Here is a 26,800-nt window from a genome sequence, read left to right on the forward strand (position 1 = left end):
ATCGCAAAAAGCAAGCCCCTCTTTTTTATAAGCCTTGAAAACTTAGGGTTCGCAAAAATTTTCTTTAAGCGAACTATTTTTAGTCGAACCACAATGATTAATAATTAAACCCTAATTTATCCAACCCATTTTTAACATCCTCATTTTGCATAAATAAATTCCAAAGCAGACCTGTTCTATGGTTTTCAATCATCACAATTTGTGGCCCTTGATCTATACCCAAATAGGTTTGTGTTACCCAAAAATCATAGTGTGGACTAAACGCATCATAAAACCCTGCAGGACCAAGCATTTTATCTTTATTTTGATACAGGTAATGCATTACTTTTAATGATTCATTAGGTGTATATGGAATAGAACTTATCGCTGCTGTGGGCGACACAACGCCTTTATCGTTTGATGGACTATGTGCGGCATACCCTCTAGAGCCATCGGCATTTCTGGAATAACTGGCTGTTAAACCCCAAGTGTTGGCGCTATAACCTATATAATTTTTAGGATTAACAATGCAATATTGACGGTTTATTTTTGTATGGTTTACCACAACATTCCAGTAGTTGCCATATTGGTCGGATAAATTTTTTGGATTTAACCCCAAAAAAGAATAATGACTAAAAAATAGAGGCCCTCCAAAGTTTGAACCTCCCGCATGCTTTAACACTAGAGGAAAACCGTATTGTGAAGCCCCGGACACAATAGCACCAGATCTTGCCCAACCTTTTTCGTACGTTGCTTTAGTGATGCTATAATCGGGAGAGGCTGCTGCTAAAATATAGGTAATTAGCACCTCGTTATAACCTGTAAGTTTTAAGTTTATTTCAAAACCAAAATTAGGACTCCAATGCCAATATAGTACCTCTTGATTTTGAGTGTACCAATTCCATTGTACACCTTTCCATAGGATATCTGCTTTTGTTGCTAGAGCCTTTTCAGTATCCGTACCATTTTTTAAATATTCTTTCACACAAATAAGTCCTTGTACTAAAAATGCGGTTTCTACCAAATCACCACCATCATCCTTGGCACTGAAAGGAATCACGTTACCTGAACTTCCATTAATCCAATGTGACCATGCGCCGTGAAATCTATCGGCATTTTCTAAAAAATTAAATATTTTATTTAATCTTTCTATGCCTTGCTCCCTTGTTATAAAGCCACGTTCAATAGCCACAATGATGCTCATCAACCCAAAACCTGTTGCCCCAGAAGTCACCACATTTTGATTGAGTGTTGGCTCATTAGGGTGGTAACGTTCTTTTGCCGCTCCAGAATCTGCGTTGGCAAAATCCCAAAAATATTTAAAGGTTTCTTTTTGGGTTAAATCCATCATTTCTTCATCGCTAAGCGCAATAATAACAACGGGGTCATCATCTGAACCAGGAATGTACGGTTCTTGATACCCAGGACCATCATCGCCACATGAAAAAAGTACTATACACATTATGAATAAGGAATATCTAATCATACGTTTAATCTGTTTTAATATATTTAAATCCTAGTTTATCTAAACCAGATTGTACATCGGTATTTTTCATAAAGAAATCCCATAGCATACCAGAACGGTAATTTTCTATCATTACAGGAATAGGACCTTGGTCTATTGCCAAATATCTTGGTAAATACCAATTGTATTCCAAACTAAATGCATCATAAGGTCCATACTTACCAATTAAACTGTCGTGATCCTTATATAGTTTTTTAAGCATTTGCATACTTTCTTTTGGGGTGTATGGAAATGAAGCTAATGCTGCTGTTGGTGCTATAACTCCAAAGTCGTTATCAGGTCTGTGACTTTTGTACCCATTTACCGAATAACTAGAGGTTAATCCCCATAAACTGTCACCATAGCCTTTAAAGTTTTTAGGGTTATCTACGGCATATTTATAATGAATTTTAGCTTGATTTTGAACGAGTTTCCAATAATCAGCATATTGATCTGAAAGTCCGTTTGGATTTAATCCAACATATGAATAATGCGCCCAAAATAATGGACCAACTGGAGATTTATCATGTTCGTAATAATCTAAAACCAAATCTTCACCATAAAATTTTTCTTTTGATATAATTTCACCATCTCTAGCCCAACCTTTGTGATAGACTGATGGTTTTATGGGATGCGTTGGCGACGAAGCCGCTAAAACATACATGATTAAAGCTTCGTTATAACCACCTACCGGAAAGTTCATGTCCCAACCAAATTCTGGAGACCAATGCCAATAAAGCACATCTTCGCCTTTAGTGTACCAATCCCATTCAACTTCCTTCCAAAGCTTATCAATTTTCAATACTAGTTTTTGTTCTGCTTCATTACCATTTTTAAAATACTCGGCAACAGTTAGCATACCTTGAACTAAAAATGATGTTTCTACCAAATCGCCTCCGTTGTCTTTTTTACTAAAAGGCATCACCTTACCCGTTTGTCCATCCAACCAATGTGGCCATGCGCCATGAAATCTATCTGCTTTTTCAAGGAAATCTACCATTTTAACAAAACGATTAAATGCTTGTTCTTTGGTAATGAATCCTCGTTTAACTCCTACTAAAATAGCCATCATACCAAAACCAGTACCACCTGTAGTTACTGTATATTTTGGAGATGTTGGATAAATATTATCCATGTGTAAACGCTCTCTCGCAAGACCAGAAGTGGGTTCTGCGCCATCCCAAAAATAATTGAAAGTTTGCTGCTGAACTTTATCTAAAAGCGCATTATCCGAATATTGCTTCTTTTTAGTTGCATCAACTTTAATGTGTTGCTCTTTTTTACTTGAATTACAATTAAAAAAAAGTAATAAAATAGGAACTATAAATAGTAATTTATTGTTGTTCAAAAAGTTCATAAAAAAAGGATTAATAAATTTTAGCTGCATTATTCAAAAAATGCAGCCAAAATTTAAGAGACTAATTCAAATTAAAAATTTTAGACTTTAGAAACTTGTTATGATACTTCAAGAGTCTTTGTATAGCATTATTCAGACATGATTGTTTGAATTTCTGTTTGTGTGAGTTCTTTATCAAAAAAGTACAGTTCATCAAGATAACTAAGATCTGAAAAATGGCCCCATTCTGTAAACCTTGGTGCTCCGGACATGATGGAAATAACATCAATACCTGTCCAATCTACACCAGTAATGCCCGATTGCGCAACTACTTCACCATCAATATATACAATCGCATCGGTTTCTGATATGGTAAACGCTAAATGGACCCAATTGCCTGTTGTAGGATCAACGTCAGCTGCTGCTCCTCCATCAACCCATGTATCAGCTGCACCATCACCTACGTTCAATTTAAACCGTTGATTTCCATTATCTCCATTTTCACGGAAAAACCTAAATCCATTTGTTCTTAAATTTTGAACATCAGGATAACCACCATTACCAGTATCCTCAGGACCCATTACCAAAATACCTGCTCGGTCTGGGTCATTATTTAATTTGTACCACATGGCAGCACTAAAAGTCGTTGAAGTTAATCCATTAGATGGAAACGTTAAATAAGAGTCTGTTGCACCCGCATAGGCATCAGAACCAACCGCACTTTCACCAGCAAAACCAGGTGTTCCAACTACGGTTGCAGCAACATTTGCGGCTTTGTTTACATTATCCCCATCAAAAGGCATATATAATGTTGACCCAAAAAAGGGAGGTGTAACATCGCCACCAAATACTTCACCAACCTCTTCAACTGATAATGCTTTATTAAAAAACCGCAATTCGTCTAAATAACTATTATCCGAAGAATGCCCCCATTCTGTAAACCTTGGAGCTCCCGACATAATGGAAATAATATCAATACCTGTCCAATCTACACCAGTTATACCCGATTGCGCTACAGCTACCCCATTAATGTATACAATGGCCTCTGTGCCTGATATTGTAAATGCCAAATGAACCCAATCATTAGTTGTAGGATCAACGTCAGCATTAGCTCCGCCATCAATCCAAGCATCACCTGAGCCATTACCTACATTCAATTTAAACCTTTGATTTCCATCAGCACCATTTTCGCGGAAGAACCTAAAACCATTTGTTCTTAAATTTTGAACATCAGGATAACCACCGTTATTGACATCTTCAGGGCCCATTACCAAAATACCAGCACGATCTGGATCGTTGTTTAATTTATACCACATACTGGCGCTAAACTCTGGGGTGGTTAATCCATCTGAAGGATATGTTAGATATGAATCCATTGCTCCCAGATAGGCCCCTGAACCTTCATAGGCATCACCCGCTATTTGGGGCGAACCAACTGGGGTAGCAGCTACATTACCAACTAAATTAATAAAACCACCATCAAAAGGCATATAGAATGATTCTCCAGCAAATTGAGGTATATATGGGTTGAATGCATTGATCATGATTTGAATATCGGCTTGTGACAATGCTTTATTAAAGATACGGAGTTCATCCATATCACTGCTATCCGATTTATGATCCCAGTAGCTAAAAGTCTCGCCTCCTGAACCTATAGTTAAAGGTCCCACATCTGTCCAATCTATTGGTCCAGATAAAGTACCAGAATTCATTTCAATACCATTGAAATAAATTTTACTTTCTGTTTGAGAAATTGTAAAAGCCACATGAACCCATTCGCCAGCAGCGACATCTATAACGCCACCATTGTTCCAGCTTTCACCTGTACCAGTACCTACATTTAATTTAATTGTTTGTTCAGTAGCACTTCCTTCTCTAAACAACCTAAATCCTTGATTTCGGTCATCGGCATTGTCTCCCACCACTAATAATCCAGCTCTATCAGGGCTCGAATTTACTTTATACCAAAATGCCGCACTAAATTCATTGCTTTGCAGGCCTTCTGAAGGGAATGTTAAATATGCATCGGTTGTGCCCTGATATGCATTTGAACTTGCAAAACCAGAACCTGCAAAACCAGGGGTTCCAACCTGATCTGCAATTTCAAACCCAATTTGATCTCTGTAATCCCCATCAAAAGGCATGTATAAAACCTCTCCATCAAACAATGAGATGTATGGTGGTTCTTTTGAAAAATTAACTTCGGCAGTAGTGGATTTCCCTTCAATATCTATTGCTGTAACAGTTAGCACATGGTCTCCATCAGTTAAATTGTTATAGGTGTATTCTTCTAAAGCCCTACGGTAGTCTTTAAAATTGTTGAAACTAGTTATTTCAGTACCGTTTAAGAGAATAGATATACTTTCTACTTCAATATCATCGGTAACTTCTATTTTTATATCAAATGAAGTAACCTCTTCAAAAACCTTAATAGCTGTTCCTTCTGCAGGAGAAATGATTGTTACCTGAGGTGCTGTTGCATCTGCCCCTGGGCCTACTTCTGTTATTGGGTCTATGCCATCATTACAAGAAAAAACTAGTAATAATGTCATTAACACAATGAATTTATTTTTAAATGTTTTCATTTTCTTTAATTTTTTTTATTAGTTTGATGGAGCATCTAATACTGGAAATTGATCCACTTGACCCTGTGGATAAGGTAAATAGGCTTTATCTGGAGAGAATGTTCTACCATCATAGCTTAATTCGTTATAACGTTCAAGTCTTAGCATATCGTAATAACGTTTACCCCACTCCATTCCAAGTTCTGCAAATTTTTCGTCAACAATATCATCCAAAGTTACAGATCCTAGGAAAGCCATTCCTGCTCTTTCTCTAACTAGATTTACGGCTTGAGTTGCTGTCAATGCATTTCCAGAAGCCCCTTGTATCTGGGCTTCAGCATACATTAATAAAATTTCAGCATAACGAATTATCATGTAGTTTTTGTTACTTCCATAATCTGTTCTTCCTTGAATTAATTGGTTTGATGGCAAATAATGTTTCCCACTAGCAAAAAGAGCACGGGCATAATCATTTATTATATCTCCATCTCTAGTTGTGTTTTGAACGAAACTTGGTAAGGTAGCATAGGCTGGATCCATTTGAAGCTCTGCAATACCTCGATCTGTAAATAACACACTTGTTTCAAGACGATCCGTTTCACCACGATCTAACATGAATTTGATAAATTTCATACTCGGTTCATAAAAACCCCAACCACTTGATGCTCCTAGAACTACTGGTGTCCATTCTTGAGGGCCGTAAGGTGCATATAAATGCCTTTCTTGGTCACCTTCACCTTGTCCGAAATCAGAATATTGTAAATCCAAAATACTTTCGTCGCTTAGCTTGCCTGGGGTTTTAAATAACTCATAGAAATCAGGAAATAATTTAAACTTCCCTGAGCTTATAATTTCTCCGGTAGCATCAGCTACTGCTTGGTAGTTTTTTAACTCTTGATTTGCTAGTGCTTTAATTGCTAAAGCAGTATATCTTGTTGCTCCTCCTGGCAGATCCACACGTTCATTAGGACGCATATTTGGTAAAAATGGTATTGCTTCATCCATTTGATCAGAAATATGTTGCATTACTTCTTCTTTATTTGGCACAACATTTACCTCCAAAAGTTCCGCTGTATTAGAAGATTTCGGAATGAACACGTCTCCCCAAACTCTAGAAATATCAAATAGCATAATAGCTCTTAGCACTTTCGCTTCTGCAATGTATTGATTTCCTGTTGCAACTCCAGTTTGATCTGCAAACTCTTGATATCTAGCAATTTGTTCCATACCAGTATGGGCGGTAATTACATCTACATAGACATTCTCCCAAAGTGAGTTATACATCCAGTAGTCTTTATTATAGTTAAAAAGATCTGTTTCCGCAAAATCTTGTTGATCTCCTAAGCCTCCAGAATTCACATCATCTCCTCTTACGGAGATTAATAATGGTTGTTCCCAACCTCTTGATTGAAATGCTTCATAAACCCCTACAATCGACAGAATCATATTTTCTGTTTTAGTAAAATCTGTTCCTCCTGCAAAATTATTATTTTCTTGAGGCGCATCTAATTTATCAGAACAACTTGTTAGCGTTAAAGCAAACAATGTGATTAGTAACAGAGGCGTATAAATGTTTTTAAATAGTTTTTTCATAGCTTTAAATTTTTATGTTAACGCCAACAGTATAAACTGCAGGAATTGGATATGTTTGATTATCTACACCGTTTGCAACCTCTGGATTAAATCCGTTGTATTTAAAAACAGTTAAAGGTCTTTCAGCAGTCACATAAACTCTAATCTTTGGAAGATTAGCATTTTCACCATTACGATTAATGGTATATCCGAGAGAAATATTTTGAATTCTAAAATAGTCTCCATCTTCAATATAATAATCATTTAGGCGTTGATTCCAGCCTTTTCTAACAGCTGCTGCCGATGGATAAGAATTTGTAGTTCCTTCTCCACGCCAACGATTTACTGCAAAGTCACGATCCCAGTTAGTATCACTAGTAAAGATGACTTCCATTCTTTTTCGGTTTAAAATTTTATTACCACCTTGACCAGATCCAACAATATTAAAATCGAAATCCTTATAGTTAAACCCTATGTTTACACCAAATGTATAGTTAGGCAAGAATGAACCTAAAACGACTCTGTCGTCATCATCAATAGTATTTGGATCACCACCGTTCTCTTTATATTTAAAATCTCCAGGCACTAAACCATTAGCTAATGCAACTGGATCTGCATCAATCTGATCTTGGTTTTGATATACACCAGCTATTTCCCTACCAAAAAAGGCAAATATTGGTTGACCTTCGATAGAACGTTGGCGAAACTCTGGTCTACCCGCGTCTAAAAACCCTGTTTCATTATTTAAATTTAAAACTTCATTTTTTAAGGTGGCAAAGTTTGCTCCTATATTATAACTAAAATCATCTGAAACACGTTTATTCCATGCTAAGTCAATTTCAAAACCTGAGTTTCTAATTTCACCTACGTTATTTCTTGTCGTTCCTGGTATTAAAGGTCGTTGAACTGGTATTACAGCATCTTTTGTATCTCTAACATAATAATCTGCCTCAATTGCTAAATTATTATTAAACATTCTTGCTGTAAGACCAACATTGGTTTCTTCTGTAACCTCCCATTTTAAAGAAGTAAAATCACTACCAGTACTTAAACCGCTAAATCTAGTATCGCCTAGAGCAGTTTCAACTACTGTGGAGGTTATTGAGCCATTACTTCCAGGCACATTATCATTACCTAATTTACCCCAACTGCCACGAAACTTCAAGAAATCGAATATGCCATTGTTTTGCATAAATGACTCTTCTGAAACTACCCAACCTGCGCCAATAACAGGAAAATACCCCCATTTTTCTTGATACTTGTTTGTACCATCTGCTCTAAAAGTACCATATAATAAATAACGATCGTCAAAATTATATGAAAGCCTTCCAAAATATGAAAGTCCATATTCTCTAACGCCACCATCTCCAACATTTTCCGTTACAATGGTTTGAGCTTGATCTAAGTAATATGCTTCTTCTCCTGACAAAGGAAAGTTTAATCCTCTTGCCGTTAAAAACTGAAATGACTCATCTCTAAATGATGCACCTGCTAATACAGTAAAATTGTGTTTATCAATACTTGCCTTATAGGTTAACGTATTATCCCAAATTTGATTTGAAATAGTCGTACTACTTTTTGTCAGATCAGCATTTTCTCTTTTAAAGCCATTCCCTACAAAATAAGGCAAATCAACATTTCTTGTCTCAAGAGTTTCAAAGTTGTGATTGTATGCCGTTTTGAATGTAAGTTTATCTTGTATTAAAGTAAATTCTGCAAAAATATTAGCCAAAACATTTCTTATTTTGGTTCTATTTTCACTTAAATCCAATAATGGAAAAGGGTTTTGCCCACCTCTATATCCTAAGTCTTGAGCATTAGCATAGTTTTTTGGAAAAACATTAGGATTATCAGCCAGATTTGGATCAAAAACTGGCATTATAGGCACTGCATAATATGCGAGTCGCCATGCCGAATCTTCACCACTATATCTTGTAGCATTACTTAAAACAGTATTTACTCCTACTTTTAACCAATCGTTTGCTTTAAATTCTAATTTACTTCTAATATTGAAACGCTCATATTCGTTCTTCATATCAAGAATACCTTCTTGTTGAAAATAGTTAATCCCAACAGAGTAACTTATATTTTCAGCACCTCCTGTAACACCAATACTATGATTTTGAATAAGTGCTTGTCTAATAATTTCGTCATACCAATCTGTATTTACATTAGGTACATTAGGGTTTATTCGACTACGCCCATAACGTTGCATAGCATTTAAAATGAATTGCGAGTCTGGTGCAGAGCCAGATTCTTGTGCCAAAGTTGTAAACTGTTCTGAATTAGCAACTTTTAACACATTTTGAGCCACTTGATAACCAGAATACCCATCATAAGTAATTTCTGTTTTCTTATTAAAACCACCAGATTTAGTTTCAATCAATACAACACCATTTGCAGCACGTACACCATAAATAGCCGCAGCTGAAGCATCTTTTAATATTGAAACAGATGCAATATCTGCTGTGTTCAAAAAGTCAATATTATCAAAAAACATACCATCTACAACATATAATGGACCAGATGCACCTGTATCATATGAACCAATACCACGTACTCTAATAGTTGGGCCTTGTCCTGGCGCTCCATTACTAACCACCTGCATACCTGCCACTTTCCCTTGGAGCGCTTGCATTACAGAACCAGTTGGAACTGTTTCTAATTCTTCTGCTTTAATAGTTGTGATTGCAGAAGTTAAATCTTTTGACCTCATTTGTCCATATCCAATAACAACAATTTCATCCAATGCGGCAATATCCGATTCTAAGGTCACATTAATTTCTGTTTGATTTTGAATTTGGATATATACCGTTTTAAATCCAAGAGAGCTGTATTCTAAAGTTTCTCCTTGGCTTACCTTAATAGAATAATTTCCATCAAAGTCTGTACTTGTTCCTCTAGTTGTTCCTTGCACAATAACATTAACCCCTGGCACAGACATATTATCCTCAGCACTAGTTACAATGCCACTAACGGATTTATCCTGTGCAAAAGCATGCATTGTAAACAGAAGAATTAACAATAAAGTAAATCTTGTTTTCATATAATTTTATTTAGAATGTTAGTTTGTACTAAATTATAAACTATATAGATACTAATCAAAAAAGGACTTACACATAAAATACGCCATCGCGTAGAAAACACTAAAAAACGCTTATTGACGTATGTTGTAACGATTAAAAACGAAGATAATAAGAGGGTTTAAACAGTTTTTGACGTAGTTTTGACGTATAGGATGAGCGAATAAATTGTGATAATAGTGTCGCTTATTTGAAAATTCGTAGATAATCAACCAGAGATTTGTCATTTCCTAAATTTAGCTTGCGTTTTAATCGATATCTGTGAGTTTCTAGGCCTCTGATTGAGACATTCATTAATGGCGCAATTTCCTTAGTCAATAAATTCATTTTGATATAGGCGCAAATCTTTAAATCTTTATGGGTAAGCTTTGGGAACTTACTTTTTAATTGATTAAAAAACTCTTCATGAACCTGGTTGAAATTATATTCAAACAATTGCCATTCATCTTCATGTCCAATAGTATTATCTATCTTTCTTAAAAGTCTTTTATATACCGGTGTATTCTCAAAACTTGATTTGTTTTTAACAAGTTCATATTTAATTTCCAGTATGGATTCATTCTTTTTAACTAATGCCATAGCCGTATTAGCAAGCTGCTTACTTTTTAATTTTACTTCGCTTTTTAATGATTCGTTTTTAAGCTGCGCTATTTTTTTATCGTTTTCAATAGCTTTTTCTTTAAGTAACACATCTTGCTCTTTAATAAGCTTGTTGTGTAGTGCTTCTTGCTCTTTATTAATTTTTCGCTTATGCAGCCAGTAAACAATCAAGCTGATAAATATTGCCACTAAAAAATAAAGTAAACTATTTTTATACCAAGGTGGTAATATTTTTAATTGAAGTGTTTTTATTGACGATAGACCACCAGCTAGATTTGCTGTTCTAAAATGTATTTTATAGTCACCATTACTTAAACTAGATAATTCTAACTTTTCATTATCCATTTGATACCAATTTAAAGTATCTGAATTAGATAATGCATACTCAAAAAAATGATTGCTAGAATTTGGTGAAGATACTGATATGCTAATATTTTTGTTGAATGGAAATTCATAAGCATCCAAATTATTTATATCTACTAAATTTTTATCAATCTCAATACGCTCAATGATTGGCTCATGAAGTGTGCCTTGTTTATGTGCAGAATTTGTTTTATTAACTAGCATAAACCCGTCATATAGATTTAAAGCATAAATTGAATCATTTATTTGAGATACACTTTCTCCATCTACAACCAATCTTTCTTTAAAAATTTTATTAGGAAGCTCTAAATTCGTATTCCCATTAATTAAGGATACAAAACTGATTTTATCCTTTGCATTTTTAATAACCAACAAATCAGTCTTAGGCTCTGAAATAATACTTGCATCTGTTCCAAACTTTTCATTCAATAAGCTATTAGGTACGATGCTATCAATTAAACCTTCATATTTTTGCCATCCTTCATTAGTTTTGAAGGAAATATCATTTTTAATATTATGAACCCGCACATTAAAATCTGACCAAAGGCCTTTGTTTTTATAATCTTCAAATACAACGTTATTGTAATCAGCATCAAACTTTACTCTAAATAATCCTTTATAAGCATGAGCAGCCCATGCTGTATGTTGATCTTCAAACACTAAAAACTTAATAGGTACAGTTGAGCCTTCTATTCTTTTTGATTCCCAATTACCATTATTATACTTATACCTTACCAAACCCGTATATGTGCCTTGTATAAATGTGTTTTCAGTCTCTGGAACTTTTTTAATAACCCAGCCGCCAGTGGAATTTGATATTTCTTTTAATGTCTTGTTTTGAACTAAATATGTCCCATTATTATGTCCACAAAATAAATCTCCGTTTATTTCTTTCAAATCCCAAACTTGACCTTGTGAATCTTCAATAAATTTTAATTTGTCATCACTATTATCTAAATAAAACAATCCTGTATTGCTCCCTATATATAGCGTATTATTATAGTTAATGATATCGTAAACGGCACCTAATTCTCCTGAATTGTCTTTATATAATACATGATTGTAATTTAAATCAATTAGAGCAACACCATTATCTAATCCAACCCATAATTTATTATTTTTCCCAAGTCCTTGGCTTAAAATAGTATTATTAAGCAATCCATTTTCCTTGTTAATATGATATAATACTTCTCCTAAACCATTAGTTATATACAATCCGTTTTTAATCGTACCAAAAACCATATTACCATTTTTTAATTCTAAAAAATTATTAAGTTGATGTTCTTTGATTATTTTATTGATTGGAGACTGCCAATGTTCTAGTTTTATATTATCATATAAATAGCATCCTTGCAATGCGGTAGTAATGAGTAATTTATTATTGAAATTTGAAATAGAAATAACTTTAACGTTGTATAATTCATCAGTATTTAAAAATGGAACTAAAGTGTTATTTTCTAAAAGAAAGATGCCGTTTTTTAATGTTGAAACGTAAATTTTATCATCTACAACATCGCACGAAAGTATGGTAGATTTTGCCGTTGTATTAATGATTTTCCCTTCTTTATAGATGTATAGATTTGAAAAAGATCTAAAAATAATAACACCATTATGCTGTAATATTTGCCAAAATTCTTCATCTAAAGTTTCTTTTTGTTCGTTGAAATTGCTCAGTGATGTATAAATTAATTGACCTTTTTGGTTTTTTTTCCAGTACCCAAATTCTTCATAAGACCCTGTATAAATAAGATTATCATAAGCTAATACCGATCGAATAATAGTTTTATTTGGAAGTTGAAAAAATTGCCATTTTAAGCCATCAAATTCCATTAAGCCTTTATCATTAGCCACATATATTTTTCCGTTTTCAGCTAAAGAAATTCCCCAGTTTTGGTTGCCAGCATTAAATTCAGTTAATGCATAATTTTCAAAAAAAGGGGTGTATTGAGAATATATTTTACTACTAGACAATAGTATAAAGATTAAAAGCAGTATGGACTTAAAACTTGTTAGCATTAGTATATCTAAACTTAAATAAGATAAAATTCAAACAAATCTAATCAATTAAAAAATGATTTATAAATATTGAAACCTATTCTTCTTTTGAAATTTCTCTATTTTAATTATTAAAACAAAATAATGATTAGTCTATCTTTTTACCCTTAACCGTCACTTTAAATATCTTTTTAACACTACCAAAATTGTTTGTTGCCTTTAATATATAGGTTTCTGATTTGTTTAAATTTTCCATATACTCACCATTAATCTTTTGTAGCTTTCCAAATTCTTTGTTTGCATCTTGAATATCAGACATTATTTCTCCGAAACTATCAAATAGTTGTATTTTTTGAGCATTATTAATCTGCCAGTAAAAACGAACTTGCTCGCCTCGCTCAATATTTTGTGGTTCAATCTTAAAAAAAACAATTTCCGGTGCTGACTCTAGTTTTGGTTTTGAGTCAACAGTAATTGTAATATACATGTTTGATCCTGGCTCTCTCGTATATGTCTCCAGTGATCGTTTGGCATTTAATCGATATGTAGTTGTTTTCTTTGGTGAGATATTTACAAATCCAGAAGGTTTTACTTTTTGCACATTAGGACGCTCTCCATAAAGACTAACATTGTAGGCATTCTCGGTTTGCCACACAAGTGTTGTTGAGTCTCCTTTTATGATATTCGTTTTCTTTGCTGTAAAAGAAATAATTCTTGGATGCTTAATTGTTGAGTTCCATGATTTATTAAACAAGAATTCTTGACAATACATTTTACGTTTAATAGCTAACATGCATATCTTAATACTTTTACTTGTGAAATCATCTTTTTTCAAGTGTTTTTTAATCGTAAAAACCACCTGATTATTCCCCGTTTTAAGCGGGATCAATGCTGTATTGACATTCCGAGACATTGAGTTCCCTTCTCCATCTTGAGGAAATGCATAAATAAAGAACTTTTCGGGATCTGTTTTTCCAACATAGCTATAGTTAACCGTAACCTTAATCTCGACATCAGATATGTTATCCACCTCAAAGTTACTGATGCTTATCCCTTTAGCTATTGTCTCTTTGTCTTGTGCTTGACTTTGAAAAGCGACACAAAAAAATACTATTTTTGCCATTATTTTTAGCCTTTTCATTATATCTGTTTATTGATTTTTATTTAGAAATAAAATATGCTTATTTGAGTTTATTTTTTCTGAATGTACAATACATGATAGCCTTCATCTCCAGCTAAGTCAGGACCACCTACTATTGTAGTGATCTGAAGGTATCCTTGAATAGTTCCATCTGGTCTTTTAGAAACATCTACAGACTTTACGCCAAGGTCATTGTCATTTTTTTGTTGCTCATTCACTACCAAGAGATTTTTGTTATTGATTACTAAAGCGTGCGATGTCCCATTGTCCGAATCAGCGGAAGCATCAGTGTCTTCCTTTGTAACAACAAATCTGTTATATACTTCACGAATGTCCATTTCTTGAGGAAGTCCAGATTCTGAAGGATTAACCTTGAAAGCAATTTTAAACTGCGCAGTTAATGGTGGTTCTGTCCAGGGTTTCCAATTGCTAGGTGCAGACCCACCTAGAAAGCCAAAATCAGCATTATTATCAAATCTATTTGAATCGTCTTGTAATAACATTATGTAATATCCTTTGCCCTCTCTCCACCATATCATTTCTGAAGGATGTATTTCTGGTCTGTTGTTATGAACACGTTCTCTGACCCAAGGACCATAGAGACAAATTTCTTTTTCTAAAAGAACAATATTCGGTTTTGTAACTACATGTCCCCATATGTTCTCAACTTTTTCACCACTGTTTGGAAAAAACAAATTATCGTAAAAACTCTTATCGGGTGTTAATTCGCCTTCTAATAAATAACCGCCAGTTTCTTTATTGATATGCCAGCCACCAGACCGCCATTCTCCATTCCAGGCTTTAGTAGCCCATTCTGGGTCTTTGTATTTAAGAACGTCGTCAATTAAAAATGAAAACTCATCGTTTGGCTCTATAAATATATTCCAGTCCATCTCTGCGCCCGAACCATTATATGTCTGAAATTTTTTTAACTTTCCACAACAAACATGCTTTTTTCCGTCAATAGGAAACCAATTATTAGAATATTCAAAAATATTAATCGATTCTTCTCCTACAGTTTTTTCTGCAGGTATAGAACTAATAAAATTACTTAGAGGGTCAAACCCTTTAATTCCTTGCATTTTGTTAATCACTCTATTCCGCTCATTAATTTCTTCTTGAGTACTGTTTGGTGCATTTGTTAATACAAAATCATTAAACTCATTTAAAGGAGCTAATTCTCCCGTATTTGGCGAGTCGGGAAGTAGGCGTACATAGCCTTCAATTCTCACTTTTCTATAACCACCAGCTTCGGCAGTTCTCATTCCTTGTGGCGTTGCAATTGTGAAATTATCTTTACGAGCATGGTTATAATATAACCAAAGGGGTTTGTATAATTGGGTATGGATTGGAGATTATGGAGTATGTTGGTTATTAAAAAAGGGAACATTTTTGGTAAAACTACCTCATATCCCCTTTTATCCAATTAATAGCCTCTTTAATATTATTTGATCACTATTTTTTTAGTCGCGCTACCATTATTACCAAACACTTTTAGAAAGTATATTCCCGATTGCAAATGATCAACTTTAAGTTGTTCAGTTTCAAGAGACGTTAAAACCTGTTTCCCTAAAACATCAAACATTTTAATTTGCTCAATTTCAATAGAAGACCTAATATAAATAAATTCTGAAGCTGGGTTTGGAAACACTGAAACGCTGTTTAGAAAAATATTATCTTCTGTACTTAATGTTGCAAAGTCAAAACTTCCCAAACCCGACGCAATCCCACCAAAATAATCTTGTTTTGTTGTAGCGTCTATATTTGAATTATAAAAACTATCTAAAACTCCTAAAGCATTTATGGCAATGGGTTCAGAATTTAATAAAAAACGCATTTGTCCTGTTACAGGCATATTGGAAACTTCAAAACGCACCAAGTCTATTTGTTGGTTCATAGTATGTGAGAATATAGTTTGCCCAGATAGAAGATTAATAAAAAACGCGTCTTCAGTTCCATCACCACCATAATTTTCAAGTATTGCTGCATTTAATACAGAATTGCCCCAAGATCTACCTCCTAATAAATCCGTTCGGTAGGTAATATCGGCATTGCCAGCTGGCATCATTATAGTAAAACCCGCATCAGACACATCTGTGTCTCCTGTAGAATCAAAATCTGGAATAGCTACAACTTTAAAGCTATAGTCACTTACGTGAACAATCCCAAATTCGTAATTCTGTGCAAAAACACCAAATGATAAAAGTCCTAAAAAGAAAGAGATGTAATAATTTTTCATAATTTAAATTTTATTGATTATTGATTATTAATTTTTTGTTGGTACGGTTTCGCTAATAGTATATGTGATTAAATTTAATACATTACCTGAGTGTGCAACAACGTTATCTTTGATAACATTACTATCATTATTTGCTCCCGAAAATTTACCTGTACCATCCATATTTACGTCTATGTTTAAATATCCTGTAGATCCAAAAGTGATTAAATTTAGAATATTAGCTGGATCTGACAGTACAAAATCTTTAATGACATTAACACTGTTGGATGCTCCCGAGAACCTTGATTGGCTGACACTATTAGTATCACCTGTCCAAAGTGCCCAATTGCCCAATCCCATATCCACACGTGCATTACTCCCAAAGGTTGAGACCCCGTTGCTTTTAAGGTCAACAGCAGTTGCAGAAGCTTCGGTTAATCCAAAACTTGCCGATGTCATCGCACCTAAATGATTACGATGCTTTACAACAACGTAGTAATTTGTTGGTACAGCTGTCATAACCAAATCGGAAATGCCATCTAAAGCCACAATATCGCCATCGCGCTGCAATAGTGCCGATTTTTCATTTATAAGGTCCGTATTGTCGTTTGCTCCACGTAGTTCTACCCAAACCCAATCCACAATATCATCTTGTGCCAATCCAGATCCTGAAGTGCCTCCTGTATTAAAAACACTTGCGGCCACTGTGGCTCCATCGTTATAAGGTGTGTTTGTTGGCATATACCCTAAAGACCTTAAATTGTCATTCATAAGCCCAGGGATTGCAGGGTTTAAAAACGGTCCCTGTAAAAATATTTTAGTATCTAGAAGGACTTCAAAGGCTTTGCCAACAAAGCCTTCAGAAAGTATAATATTTCCTGCCGAGCTTTCCTGAACATTAACTTCTCCAATGGTAGAAACAATTTGTATGTTACCATTACTGGCACTCGAACCTCCAGCATCTATGCTGCTTTTATAAATGCTTTGTCCGACTAATATCGTGCTAAAAAACAATGCTGTAATTACGATTAGCTGTTTACTCACAACATTCAAATTGTTCTTGTTGTGTTTCCCGAAGCGTCGGGACAAGTTGTGGTTTTTCTTTGTTAAATTCATTGCTGTGTGGTATTAAGTTTTTGTTCAATTTGTTTTAAACGCGTATTAAAATCTGACTGCTGACTGAAGACTGCTGACTGCAAACTTTTTATTTCAGACTGCTGACTGCCAACTGTGGACTGCAAACTATCAATAATATCCTGCTGTTCCTGTATGGCTTTGGTTAGCAAGGCAATAAAATCGTTGTAACGTAAACTCATAAAGCCTTTATCATCTTTGGTTAAAAAGCCTTGTTCTGTATAACCAACTTTAGTTAAGAGTGCTTCTACATTTTGAGCAATAAAACCCATTTCACGAGTTTTATGTTCGTTGTTTTTACGCATATAATCTACAGGTTGCAGTTGTTTTACAAAGGCTAAACCATAAGGCAATACTCTAATGTTTTCTTTCCATCTTAAATCTGATGTTACTGTCCAGGCTACTTGTATACCTGCCCAAGTAACACTCATATTACCAATTTTTACTTGGTTTGATCCAATTGTAGAAGGCGTTTGGGCACCATGCCCTATTGCTGTATTATTGTCTCCTGTGGTGTTGCTAGAAAGCGCCAACACTCCATAGGCCGTATTGCGGTTTCCTATAGTGTTATTAAAAAGCGCCTTATAGCCGTTTGCGGTATTTTGGTTTCCTTCGATGTTGTTACGAAGTGCCTCAAATCCGTTGGCGATATTGTGGTCTCCTCTGGTATTGGAATAAAGCGCCTGATAGCCATTGGCGGTATTGTAGATTCCTTCGGTGTTGGAATAAAGCGCCTGATAGCCGTTTGCGGTATTGTAGTCTCCATCGATGTTACTCCAAAGTGCTTGAAAACCAATAGCTATGTTTCTGTCTCCTTCGGTGTTGCTACGAAGTGCCTCATATCCGTTGGCAACATTGCGAGCTCCTATGGTGTTGCTAAAAAGTGCTTGATACCCATTTGCAGTGTTATACCCTCCTGTAAGATTATTATAAAGTGCCCAACTACCGTAAGCAGTATTTCTAGGCCCTGAAGTATTATTAAAAAGTGCCTTATATCCAGTTGCTATATTATGAAACCCTATAAAGTTATTATAAAGTGCTTGATAGCCGTTAGCGATATTGAAGCCTCCTGCGTTGTTGGAATAAAGTGCTTGATAGCCGTTAGCGATATTGGAGAGTCCTACCGTGTTGGAATAAAGTGCTTGATAGCCTATACCAACATTATTATTGTCTGTACCATCATCATTTAATCCTGCATCTATACCTAAAAATAATGAAGAACCATTGGCATCAGATTTGCCATCGGTTAATTCATCTATTTTAGAAGCTGTATTTGCTGCACTCAAGGCATACGGCACTGCCATAAACTGTGTGGTGCCCATATCTACAAAAGAGGCATCTTGCTCTATATCTATCTCTACTTTTAAAGCGTGCGTGTCGCTTCCCCAAGCAATGTCTGTAAACACATCGCTGGTGGTGCCTTCTCCTATATTAAGTATTACTATGCCGTTGGCATCCGTTGCTACGCCTGTATGTGTTTCTACATACACATTGGTTGGGCCAGTATCGGCTATAATGGTAAACCTAACATCTATGGTTTGGTTGGCTACCACATTGCCCAAATTGTCTTTAACAAGTGCTTTGTAATTGATGCCTTGTTGGGCTGTTGCCGTAAAGGCGATTAGCACAGCTGCTAGGAATATGAGTACTGTTTTCATGTGTTTATATTTATTGTTTTTCTATTGTCACATGTAACATCCATATAATCATTGTCCTTGGGTATCAAGTTTTAGTTATGGATGTTTCATGGTATTTGTTTTTTGTTGTTTATTTGTTGAATCGTTTATTCGTTTATTCGTTTAATTGTTGAATTGTTTATTTGTTGAATTGCTTCCTACTTCGTGTTTTCTCTTCTTTGGTTTTTATGTTTGTTATTGCGGGACTTTTTATAAAGCCGTGGTAATTTTTTAATGGGAACTCCTATTAATGAGATTGCCACAACCTAAAGGTTTCGCAATGACAGTTGCATCGTGAGATTGCCACTCCCGACGATACTGTCGGGATTGCAATGACGGTTATTGATTTATTTATAAAATTAAGGTTAACTCATAAAAAAGACTTTCACTATTTAGTCAAAGTCTAGCAGTATTTATGCATTAAAGAAAAATGGTGTGTTTTATGCTTTTAAAAAGAAAAGAACTTTGCTGAATTTTTAGTGTCAACTAATTAAGTACGTGACAAAAATTATTTTTAAAAAATAATCTACCAGAAGTTTTCAAGCACATCAAGACCTCACAGGTTTTAAAAACCTGTGAGGTCTATAAAGCCTACAAAATGTAATATATTGAAAATAAAGTTATTGAATTTTTATTCTAAATTTTTGTCATGTACTAAAGTCAACTAATATTTTTTCATTTTATAAACAAATAGATGTGGATTCCCCGTTTAATGGCAACACAGTCTGTGCAGAGACCACTAAGCGGAGCTTAGCGGTAGCTGGGGGAAACCCCGAGGCATCCCGATAGCGATCGGGATCGAGGAATTCTTTTCGATTAAAGCAATCTTATTTCTACCTGTTAATCCATTGACCATACATCATTTAATCCAACACCACCATTTATTGCCCCAGCAATGACCCAAATTTTATCGTTAAAAACTACGGATGTGTGAGCTGCTCTTGCCGAGAAATGTGCTGACGTAGTAACCTCTGTCCAATTCTCCCCATCAGGACTACTCCATACATCATTTTTAAAATTGCCATCATTTCCAGCAATGACCCATATTTTATTACCAAAAACCACGAAGGTGTGGCCAAATCTTGCCGAGAAAGGTGCTGACGTAGTAACCTCTGTCCATGTTACGCCATCAGGACTACTCCATACATCATTTTTTAAATTGCCATCATTTCCAGCAATGACCCATATTTTATCGTTTAAAACTACAGAGGTGTGGTCCAATCTTGCCGAGAAAAGTGCTGATGTAGTGACTTGCGTCCATGATATACCATCCGGACTACTCCAAACATCATTTTTACGAATGCCATCAAATCCACTAATGACCCATATTTTATCGTTTAAAACTACAGAGGTGTGCTCCGATCTTGCCGAGAAAGGTGCTGAGGCAGTAACCTCTGTCCATGTCAGTCCATCAGGACTACTCCATACATCATTTTTATAATTACCATCCAGTCCACCAATGACCCATATTTTATCGTTGAAAACCACAGAGGTGTGGTACACTCTTTCCGAGAAAGGGGCTGACGTAGTAACCTCTGTCCAAGTTACCCCATCAGGACTACTCCATACATCATTTTTTAAAATGCCATCAGCTCCACCAATGACCCACATTTTACCATCAAATACAATGGAGGTATGGTTCCGTCGTTCTGAAAATGCAGCATTTGCGGTTACAGGCGTTGTGGGAATACTCAGGTTGCGGGTTGTAAAACTAAAGGTGTTGCTCATGCTGGTATTGCCGGCATTGTCGGTTGCCATCACTTTCCAAAACCTGCTTACTGTTAATGGCAATCTATCTTGTAGGGTAAAGCTAGTACCACTTATATTATTTGCAATACTTGTGGTTGGGTTGCTGTTTGCATCCATAAGCAGCTCGTAGGTTATAGTGTCTCCTTCGGGATCTACGGCGGCATTCCAACTAAAGGTTGGTTTTACATCTACACCAATGGCACCATCTGTTACCGCTATTAAGGTAAAGGCTTCTGGGGCTTGATTGGGTGCTGCATCGGTGTCATCACCACTACTGCTACAGCTTGCTGCTATAAGCATTAAACATAGGGCCGATGCGATTACTAACTGTTTTTTAAGTGTTTTCATAGTTTCTAATTATTCGTTATTGTTTTTAAAATTACAGGCCATTAAAGGGGCAAACATTATGTATTGAAAGCCTTGCAATAGACTCTACTTTTGATTAAACATCCATGATATGAGCCATGTTAATCCATGGACCATACGTCATTTTTTAAAAAACCATCATATCCAGCAATGACCCATATTTTATTATCAAAAACTACAAAGCTGTGGCTGTATCTTTCCGAGAAAGGTGCTGACGCAGTAGCCTCTGTCCAAGTTATCCCATCAGGGCTACTCCATACATCATTTTTATAATTGCCATCCAGTCCAGCAATGACCCATATTTTATTATCAAAAACTACGGAGGTGTGGGAATATCTTGCTGAGAAAGGTGCTGAGGCATTAACGGCTGTCCAAGTTACCCCATCAGGACTGTTCCATACATCATTTTTACGAATGTCATCATATCCAGCAATGACCCATATTTTATTATCAAAAACTACAGAGGTGTGAGCTGCTCTTGCAGAGAAAGGTGCTGACGCAGTAGCCTCTGTCCAAGTTATCCCATCAGGGCTACTCCATACATCATTTTTACGAATGCCATCCTCTCCAGCAATGACCCATATTTTATTATCCAAAACTACGGAGGTGTGGGAATATCTTGCCGAGAAAGGTGCTGAGGCAGTAACGGCTGTCCAAGTTATCCCATCAGGACTACTCCATACATCATTTTTACGAATGCCTTCATCCAATCCGCCAATGACCCATATTTTATTATCAAATACAACAGAAGTATGACTCGATCGTTCTGAAAACCCTGCATTAGATGTAACCTCTGTCCAATTCTCTCCATCAGGACTATTCCATACATCATTTAATGCACTATTATCGATTCCACCAATGACCCACATTTTACCATCAAATACTATAGAAGCATGAGCCAATCGTTCTGAAAATGCCGCATTTGCGGTTACAGGCGTTGTGGGAATACTCAGGTTGCGGGTTGTAAAACTAAAGGTGTTGCTCATGCTGGTATTGCCGGCATTGTCGGTTGCCATCACTTTCCAAAACCTGCTTACTGTTAATGGCAATCTATCTTGTAGGGTAAAGCTAGTACCACTTATATTATTTGCAATACTTGTGGTTGGGTTGCTGTTTGCATCCATAAGCAGCTCGTAGGTTATAGTGTCTCCTTCGGGATCTACGGCGGCATTCCAACTAAAGGTTGGTTTTACATCTACACCAATGGCACCATCTGTTACCGCTATTAAGGTAAAGGCTTCTGGGGCTTGATTGGGTGCTGCATTATTCTCATCCTTACTGCAATTGAACAATGTAAAGATTGAAAGTATAAATACGATTAGTTTTCCTTGATTTTTCATGATTTCTATTGTTAATTGTTTTCTAAAAATGGTCATGCTCAAAAAGAATATAGTACAAGAAATTACTTGTAGCTAATGTTCAACATATTTTAATTGAGTAATTTATATCTAAAAGTCACACCTTCGTCCCGATCCTCACTGATATATTCCACTGCATAATAGTTGCCATCATTTGTTTTAAACAAGGCAACAAAATTGATAGGCAAAGCTGGAAAATCAATACATGCCGGGTTATCGTCGTCAAACTGTTCACAGAAATAATAGTTAGAAACATTGGGAAAGGATAGATCAGTAAACGACTTATCATATACAAATGCCATAGAGGAGAAGCCTTCATTCCAAAACATAAACGAACCAGAATTATTGTATGCAAATGTTAGGTCATAATTAGGATTAGGATCAATGTCAAAATCAGGGTCTGTAAAACTCATTTGAGTTTCAAAATCAAAATAGGTTTGAAACTGGACGGTAACCGAGGAAAATGCATCTTGAACGTCCATAGCTGTTTCGTCCTCCTTGGAACAAGAAATTAATAGCGATACTGTTAATAGTAAGAGTAAATTTTTCATAATTGATTTTTTTTTAAAACTAATTGAACTCAAAAGGCTCTATCATATATAGGCTATACAAGATTATTACATTGCTATAAAAGCATCATGTACTATTTAGTCAAAGTCTAGCAGTATTTATGCATTAAAGAAAAATGGTGTGTTTTATGCTTTTAAAAAGAAAAGAACTTTGCTGAATTTTTAGTGTCAACTAATTAAGTACGTGACAAAAATTATTTTTAAAAAATAATCTACCAGAAGTTTTCAAGCACATCAAGACCTCACAGGTTTTAAAAACCTGTGAGGTCTATAAAGCCTACAAAATGTAATATATTGAAAATAAAGTTATTGAATTTTTATTCTAAATTTTTGTCATGTACTAAAGTCAACTAATATTTTTTCATTTTATAAACAAATAGATGTGGATTCCCCGCTTAATGGCAACACGGTCTGTGCAGAGACCACTAAGCGGAGCTTAGCGGTAGCTGGGGGCTTAGCGGTAGCTGGTGATTCACTATTTAGTCAAACTCTAGCAGTATTTATGAATTTGAATAAAACATCAAAATATGCATGCTTCTATTCTAAAACCGATACGTTGTTTGTTAAACCGCCAGGTATATTATTATCAAAGCCACCGATTACCCAGACTTTATCATCAAAAACCAAAGAAGTATGACTATGTCTCCTCCATGTAGGTGTATTTGGAGCAGTTGACACTGGAGTCCATTCAGTTCCATCGGTACTGCCAAAAGCATCGTTGTTACCAGACCCACCAATGACCCACATTTTATAATCGAAGACCACAGAGGTATGGTACCAACTACTATTGAATTGACCAGGTTCTGCAACAGAAATCCAGTCCACACCATTTGAGCTAGACCACACGTCATTTCTAAGCCCGCTGTCGTTCCCCGCAATGACCCACATTTTATTATCAAAGACAATGGACGTATGCCCCCTCCTTGCTGTAAATTCAGGAGCGTTTGCCACAGGTGTCCAACTTAGGCCATCAGAGCTGCTCCACACATCATTTCTAAAAGCTGTACCTCCCTCATTTCCACCAATAACCCAAATTTTATCATCAAAAACTACAGACGTGTGGTCTTGTCTACTTGAAAAGGGCGCTGCAGCAGTAACTTGTGTCCAAGTTATTCCATCTGGACTGCTCCATACATCATTTGCATTTGTACCATCTTCATTCACATTCCCACCAATGATCCAAATCTTATTATTAAAAACAACAGAAGTGGGTCTAAACCTAGGAGTAAACCCTGCAGAAGCAGTTAACTGTGTCCAAGTTATCCCATCACTACTGTTCCATACATCATTTTTTAAAACACCATCATACCCAGCGATGACCCACATTTTGTTATTAAAGACGACAGACCTATGACCAAATCTTGGCGAGAACATTGGATTTGGATTAACGGCTGTTGAAGGAAATTTAAGATTGCGGGTTTTAAAACTAAAGGTCTCGCTTGTGGTAGATTTCCCTGCATTGTCAGTTGCAATCACTTTCCAGAACCACTGCTCCATATATCGCAGCCTATACGGAAAAGTATGCGTTGTATTACTGTTGTTGTTGACAATAAAATTAGTCGGATTGATATTAGTACCCAAAATCAGTTGATAACTTATTGGACCACCTTCAGGATCTATGGCTGGATTCCAACTGAACGTCGGACTATCGACCTCTACTTCAATTGCCCCATCTCCAATAGCAATTAGGTCAAAAGCCTCTGGGGCTTGATTGGGTGCTTCATCATTGTTGTCGCTGCTACAACTACATAGTGTTAAAGTCAATAATACAGCTGTCATTAATTTACCTAGTGATTTCATAATTTCCATATTAATTATTATACTTAGAATATTTTAGTCTAAAAAAGAAAAGAGCTATACAAGGTTACGGTTATACCATAAAAACAACATGTACTATTTAATCAAAGTCTAGCACTATTTGTGAATGGATAAAAGAATAGCCAGTATTATTGCAAGACAAGAGATGTTTTTTGTGTTAAACTATCATTGTTGTCCGACAAAAGAACCAATCCCGATAGCTATCGGGACGCTTCGCTACTAGAACAAACCATGCCTATGGCTTGGCAGGAAACAAAGACTTGATTGTAACTAATTGATAAACATTGATTTTTAAATTCATACCATTCTAAAAAATAAAAATTTTCAGTAATTGCAAAAAGCAACCCCTTTTTTTTATAAGCCTTGAAAACCCTGTGTTCACAATGGTTTTCATTAAATGAACTATTTTTAATCGGACAATAGTATTTATTATTCTTAAAATGGCTCAAAAAAGCGTTTTTCACTATTGTGGATTAGCTTATACTATTTATTCAAAATCAAAGTTCATATTCTTAACATCAATCCATTGTCCAGACATCGTTTAAATAGGTACTAAAACCTTGAAGACCCCCTATGCTCCATATTTTATCATTAAAGACAACCGAAGTATGGCCATATCTTGCAGGGAAAGCTGTTGTAGCCGCAACTTGAGACCATGATAATCCGTCTGAACTACTCCACACATCATTTTTGTCACCACCACCACTTCCAGCAATTACCCACATTTTATTATCAAAAATTACTGACGAGTGTGAACGTCTTTCGGTAAACCCCGCAGCCGTATTAACTGATGTCCATGTCATACCATCCGGACTACTCCATACATCATTTTTATTGGTGCCACCATCTACTAACCCACCAATCACCCAGATTTTATCGTTGAAAACTACAGATGTGTGAAAACCTCTACCCGAGAAAGGTGCTGAGGCAGTAACCTTTGTCCATGTTATACCATCCGGACTACTCCATACATCATTTTTATAAGCACCTCCCTCATTTCCACCAATAACCCAAATTTTATCGTTGAAAACTACAGAGGTATGTCCACTTCTACCCGAAAAAGGTGCTGATGCAGTAACGGCTGTCCAAGTTATACCATCTGGACTACTCCATACATCATTTTTATTGGTGCCACCATCAAGTCCACCAATGACCCAGATTTTATCGTTAAAAACTACAGATGTATGTAACCGTCTGCCTGAGAAAGGCGCTATGGCGGTTTGTGTCCAAAGCACACCATCTGGACTACTCCATACATCATTTCTGATGTCTCCATCAAACCCTCCTATCACCCAGATTTTATCATTAAATACTACAGAAGTGTGATATACTCTTTTCGAGAACCCTGCTGCATCTGTAACCGGTGCAGCAGGAATATTAAGGTTTCTAGTGGTAAAGCTAAAGGTGTTACTGGCACTTGTATTGCCTGCCTGGTCTGTTGCAACAACCCTCCAAAATAGATTCTCTAACAAGGGTAATCTTTCTAGAAGTGTAAAGCTTGTACTATTAATATTACTCGCTATACTGGTTGTTGGGTTGCTGTTTGCATCCATAAGCAGCTCGTAGGTTATGGTGTCTCCATCGGGATCTACGGCTGCATTCCAAGTAAATGTAGGTTTTACATCTACGCCAATAGCTCCATCTGTTACTGCTATTAAGGTAAAAGCTTCTGGTGCTTGGTTGGGAGCTTCATCGCTACTACTGCTAAAGCTTGCTGCTATAAGCATTAAACATAGGGCCGATGCGATTACTAACTGTTTTTTAAGTGTTTTCAT

At 35.8% G+C, this 26,800-nt stretch carries 16 protein-coding genes; all 16 read right to left on the reverse strand.

Translation table 11 applies throughout. The annotated features are described in order from the left end of the window. Positions 1-97: 97 nt before the first annotated feature. Positions 98-1,465 (reverse strand): glucoamylase family protein, encoded by a 1,368-nt coding sequence (locus AAC024_RS12175; protein ID WP_339895747.1) that lies wholly within the window; start codon positions 1,463-1,465, stop codon positions 98-100. A 4-nt stretch (positions 1,466-1,469) separates the two neighbouring features. Continuing rightward, a complete protein-coding gene (locus AAC024_RS12180; protein WP_339895749.1) occupies positions 1,470-2,840 on the reverse strand; it encodes a glucoamylase family protein in 1,371 nt (456 codons plus the stop codon). A gap of 128 nt (positions 2,841-2,968) precedes the next feature. Beyond that, positions 2,969-5,404 carry a LamG-like jellyroll fold domain-containing protein gene (locus AAC024_RS12185; RefSeq protein ID WP_339895751.1) on the reverse strand — a complete coding sequence of 812 codons (2,436 nt, stop codon included), beginning with the start codon at positions 5,402-5,404 and terminating at the stop codon, positions 2,969-2,971. 18 nt (positions 5,405-5,422) lie between these two features. Continuing rightward, positions 5,423-6,976 (reverse strand): RagB/SusD family nutrient uptake outer membrane protein, encoded by a 1,554-nt coding sequence (locus AAC024_RS12190; protein WP_339895752.1) that lies wholly within the window; start codon positions 6,974-6,976, stop codon positions 5,423-5,425. A 4-nt stretch (positions 6,977-6,980) separates the two neighbouring features. Then, a complete protein-coding gene (locus AAC024_RS12195; RefSeq protein WP_339895754.1) occupies positions 6,981-10,001 on the reverse strand; it encodes a TonB-dependent receptor in 3,021 nt (1,006 codons plus the stop codon). A gap of 223 nt (positions 10,002-10,224) precedes the next feature. Next, complete coding sequence (locus AAC024_RS12200; protein WP_339895756.1) at positions 10,225-12,972, reverse strand: transcriptional regulator; 2,748 nt, start codon at positions 12,970-12,972, stop codon at positions 10,225-10,227. 172 nt (positions 12,973-13,144) lie between these two features. Then, on the reverse strand, positions 13,145-14,119 hold the full coding sequence (locus AAC024_RS12205; protein ID WP_339895757.1) for a hypothetical protein: 975 nt from the start codon (positions 14,117-14,119) through the stop codon (positions 13,145-13,147). A 68-nt stretch (positions 14,120-14,187) separates the two neighbouring features. Continuing rightward, positions 14,188-15,402: a hypothetical protein gene (locus AAC024_RS12210; RefSeq protein WP_339895758.1), complete on the reverse strand. Its 1,215-nt coding sequence runs from the start codon at positions 15,400-15,402 to the stop codon at positions 14,188-14,190. A 179-nt stretch (positions 15,403-15,581) separates the two neighbouring features. After that, positions 15,582-16,376 carry a T9SS type A sorting domain-containing protein gene (locus AAC024_RS12215; protein ID WP_339895760.1) on the reverse strand — a complete coding sequence of 265 codons (795 nt, stop codon included), beginning with the start codon at positions 16,374-16,376 and terminating at the stop codon, positions 15,582-15,584. 27 nt (positions 16,377-16,403) lie between these two features. After that, a complete protein-coding gene (locus AAC024_RS12220) occupies positions 16,404-17,471 on the reverse strand; it encodes a hemagglutinin protein (RefSeq protein WP_339895762.1) in 1,068 nt (355 codons plus the stop codon). Then, positions 17,468-19,147 (reverse strand): tail fiber domain-containing protein, encoded by a 1,680-nt coding sequence (locus tag AAC024_RS12225; protein ID WP_339895763.1) that lies wholly within the window; start codon positions 19,145-19,147, stop codon positions 17,468-17,470. Before AAC024_RS12225 ends, AAC024_RS12220 begins: the two co-directional genes overlap by 4 nt. 858 nt (positions 19,148-20,005) lie before the next feature. Next, positions 20,006-21,262: a kelch repeat-containing protein gene (locus AAC024_RS12230; protein ID WP_339895764.1), complete on the reverse strand. Its 1,257-nt coding sequence runs from the start codon at positions 21,260-21,262 to the stop codon at positions 20,006-20,008. A gap of 119 nt (positions 21,263-21,381) precedes the next feature. Further along, the gene (locus tag AAC024_RS12235; RefSeq protein WP_339895765.1) at positions 21,382-22,620 is read right to left on the reverse strand and encodes a kelch repeat-containing protein; all 1,239 of its coding nucleotides are present in this window, start codon (positions 22,618-22,620) and stop codon (positions 21,382-21,384) included. An 89-nt stretch (positions 22,621-22,709) separates the two neighbouring features. Further along, the gene (locus AAC024_RS12240; RefSeq protein WP_339895766.1) at positions 22,710-23,189 is read right to left on the reverse strand and encodes a hypothetical protein; all 480 of its coding nucleotides are present in this window, start codon (positions 23,187-23,189) and stop codon (positions 22,710-22,712) included. Positions 23,190-23,744: 555 nt separating this feature from the next. Next, positions 23,745-25,007, reverse strand: a complete 1,263-nt coding sequence (locus AAC024_RS12245; protein ID WP_339895767.1) for a kelch repeat-containing protein — start codon at positions 25,005-25,007, stop codon at positions 23,745-23,747. Between the two features lie 536 nt (positions 25,008-25,543). Next, positions 25,544-26,800, reverse strand: a 1,257-nt coding sequence (locus tag AAC024_RS12250) for a kelch repeat-containing protein (protein WP_339895768.1), incomplete at its 5' end; no start/stop codon positions are given.

Origin of the sequence: uncultured Algibacter sp. (assembly GCF_963976535.1) — a bacterium.
GTDB lineage: Bacteria > Bacteroidota > Bacteroidia > Flavobacteriales > Flavobacteriaceae > Algibacter_B.